This window comes from Streptomyces sp. NPDC054932, assembly GCF_053610205.1.
Genome location: NZ_JBSGXU010000363.1, coordinates 1 through 2,924, shown reverse-complemented (window position 1 = coordinate 2,924; position 2,924 = coordinate 1). Strand labels below are relative to the sequence as shown.

At 69.6% G+C, this 2,924-nt stretch carries 2 protein-coding genes; one reads left to right on the top strand and one right to left on the bottom strand.

What is annotated here, in order from left to right; translation table 11 throughout:
- Positions 1-90: 90 nt before the first annotated feature.
- Entirely contained in the window at positions 91-1,221 is a 1,131-nt protein-coding gene (locus tag ACWGE1_RS40740) for a glycoside hydrolase family 64 protein (protein WP_453425518.1), read from the bottom strand.
- A gap of 483 nt (positions 1,222-1,704) precedes the next feature.
- On the opposite strand from ACWGE1_RS40740, the gene ACWGE1_RS40735 reads away from it, so the two are divergent.
- On the top strand, positions 1,705-2,901 hold the full coding sequence (locus ACWGE1_RS40735) for a serine hydrolase domain-containing protein (protein WP_453425517.1): 1,197 nt from the start codon (positions 1,705-1,707) through the stop codon (positions 2,899-2,901).
- The last annotated feature ends 23 nt before the right edge of the window (positions 2,902-2,924 follow it).

Sequence of the window (2,924 nt, the reverse complement as noted above, 5' to 3'; positions counted from 1 at the left end):
CGAGCCCTGACCGCCGCAAGTTCCCCAGCCCTCATACAGCCAGCGAACTACCGCACACCCGACGTGACAAGACCAGATAACAAAGCACTACTAGTTGAACGGTTCCAGCGTCATGAAGGCCTCTTGCGGGTTGCCGTCGTGCACCAGCGACTCGTGGGCGCCGACGTCGTCGAAGGCGAAGCCGTAGGCCTTGCCGTCGGCCATCTGTCCGTGTATGACGCGGGAGTAGTGGTTGGTGACGGCGTCACGGTAGAAGTTGGCGCCGTTCGCGTCGGGTTGGGCGGGGTTGGTCAGGAGCGTCGACCGGTTGAAGCCGGCGCACAGGGTGCGGGCGATCGGGCCGCGGACGAGGTCGTTGGGTGCGTCCAGGAGCTTGTAGCAGCCGAAGACGCTGTCGGAGTCCGGCTTCTGGAAGCTGGTGACCACCGCTCCCGAGGCGTTGGTGAAGTTCATGACGTTGCCCGAGACCCGGCCGTAGTACTTGGTGTTCGGCTGGTTCGCGAACGGCGTCACGGTGAGCGTGGAGGAGGCGTACTTGCTCCAGACCCGGTTGATGTAGTCGTTCATGACGCCGGCCGGGATTCCGCCCGCCTCGATGCCGTGACCGGGCGAGAGCGCGCGCAGCGGCGTACCGTCGGGGCGGTTCTGGATCAGGCCGCCCCAGCCGGCCGAACGCAGTCCGTTGAAGACGGCGTTGTAGCCGCCCGGCTTCAGCCTGCCGGTGCTGCTGACCGTACCGTTGGCCGCCTTCACGCCCACCGCGTACGGGGCCGAGAGCATGTCGACCTGGGTGCTGTTGATCCACAGGCCGGAGTCGTTCAGCGTGTACTCGGACCAGTTGAACAGGATGTTGCGGTTGGGGTCGGAGGGGTTCTGCACGGCGGGCTGCACCAGGCCGCCGGTGCTGACCTTGAAGACGATCTTCTGACCGATGGAGAAGTAGACGCGTCCGGAGAACTTGGGCATCCGGATGGTCTTGGTCTGCCCGTTGGCCGGACCCGTGATCGACGCGTCGGGCGCGGGGGTGGGGGGATTGCCGCCCACGGGCCAGGGGTGGAAGTTGCCGTTGGCGTCGGCCCAGCCCTGCCGGCCCGTCGCGAGCTGGGTGCCCAGGTTGTAGACGTAGACCGGCTCGCTGCGCCCCGAGCTGTTCTTGATCGTGAGCGGGATCGTCGCCGGTACGGCCTCTGCGGATGCCGATGCCAACGGGCCGAACGTCATCACGCCGCCGGCGACGACGAGCGCCGAGACCAGCGATGCGAGCACTTTCGATATGCGGAACAAAATCTTCCTCCTTGTGGGGGCACCTGACGGTGGGAGGTGCGCTGCTCCCCCGCCCTGCGGGTGAAGAGGGGATGGACAGGGTGTGGGTTGATGAGTTGACGCTTGAGAGCGCTCTCAGACTCCGACTCCCTTCAACTCCTGTCAATGAACTTGTCACGCAACGCCGAGTTCGACCGCCCCCGCGGGATCCCGCCGCCGGCCACGACCCGTCGTCCTGACGGTGCGTCCGCCGGCACCCGGCACGACTTACGCAGCCAACCGGGGGGTGGCGGTGCGCGCCGCGGACCCGGCACGGCGCACGGGCTGCTAGTGCTGTGACCGGCCGGACATCTCCCGCCCCGGCCGCCCCCTCCGTCCCCCCGCCCCTCCGTCCCCCGCCCCTCCGCCCCGCCCTCCCGCCACACACGAGGAGACACGCACGTGCCGACCCGCGCCCGCGGACGCCGCCTCCGCACCGGGCTGTCCGCCACCGTCCTGACCGCCGCCGCGCTCACGGGGCTGTTGCAGCCCGCGCAGGCTGCCGCAGACCCCGGCCCCACCGACGGCCGCCCGCACCACGACAAGCGACTCCAGCGGCAGCTCGACCTGCTCGTCGCCCAGGACGACGGTCCGCCCGGGGTGATCGCCCTTCTCACCCGGGCCGACCGTACGGAGGTGTACACGGCCGGGGTCGGAGACATCGCGACCGGTCGCCCACCGCACCCCGACGACCACATGCGCATCGCCAGCATCGCCAAGGCGTTCAGCGGGGCCGTCGCCCTGCGCCTCGTCGACCAGAACCTGCTCTCTCTCGACGACACCATCGGCGAACGCCTGCCCGACCAGCCGCAGGCCTGGCACGCGGTGACCCTGCGCCAGCTCCTCCAGCACACGAGCGGTCTACCGGACTTCTCGACCGCTCCCGAGTTCCTGGAGATCCTCGGCGCCGACCCGCGTCACGTCTTCGACCCGCGCACCCTCCTCGACTTCGTGGCCGACGAGCCGCTGCACTTCGCTCCCGGCTCCCTCTACGAGTACTCCAACTCGGACAACATCGCCGTCGCGCTCATGGCCGAGGCCGTCACCGGCCGCACCTACGAGGAGCTGCTCAAGGAACTCGTCTACCGCCCGCTGGGCCTGCGCCGCACCAGCCTGCCCCTGGGCTACCGGCTGCCGCGGCCGTACCTGCACGGCTACGACGTCCTGCCGCCGGCCGCACCGGAGGACATCAGCGAGGCCATCGGCGCCTCCGGCGTCTGGGCCTCCGGCGGCATCGTCTCCACCCCCAGGGAACTGGGCACCTTCATCCGCGCCTACGGCGGCCCCGCCCTGCTGTCGGACAAGACCCGCAAGGAGCAACTGACCTTCCGCCCCGGCGACTCCTCGGAGCCGGCCGGCCCCGGCACCAACGCGGCCGGGCTGGCGATCTTCCAGTACACCACCCGCTGCGGCGTGCTCTACGGCCACACCGGAAACTTCCCCGGCTACACCCAGCTCGCCGCCACCACTCCCGACGGCAAGCGTTCACTGACCTTCTCGATCAACACCCAGACCAGCAAGGGCAACAAGCCCGCGCTGCTGGCCCGACTGCGCACCGTGCAGGAGGACTTCGCCTGCGCCCTGCTCAAGGGGCGCTGAACCACAGCCACGCCGCCCGGGCC

Bases quoted from the DNA above. Each gene is read 5' to 3' on its own strand.
- ACWGE1_RS40740 (WP_453425518.1), bottom strand. From the start codon at position 1,221: ATGACGTTCGGCCCGTTGGCATCGGCATCCGCAGAGGCCGTACCGGCG.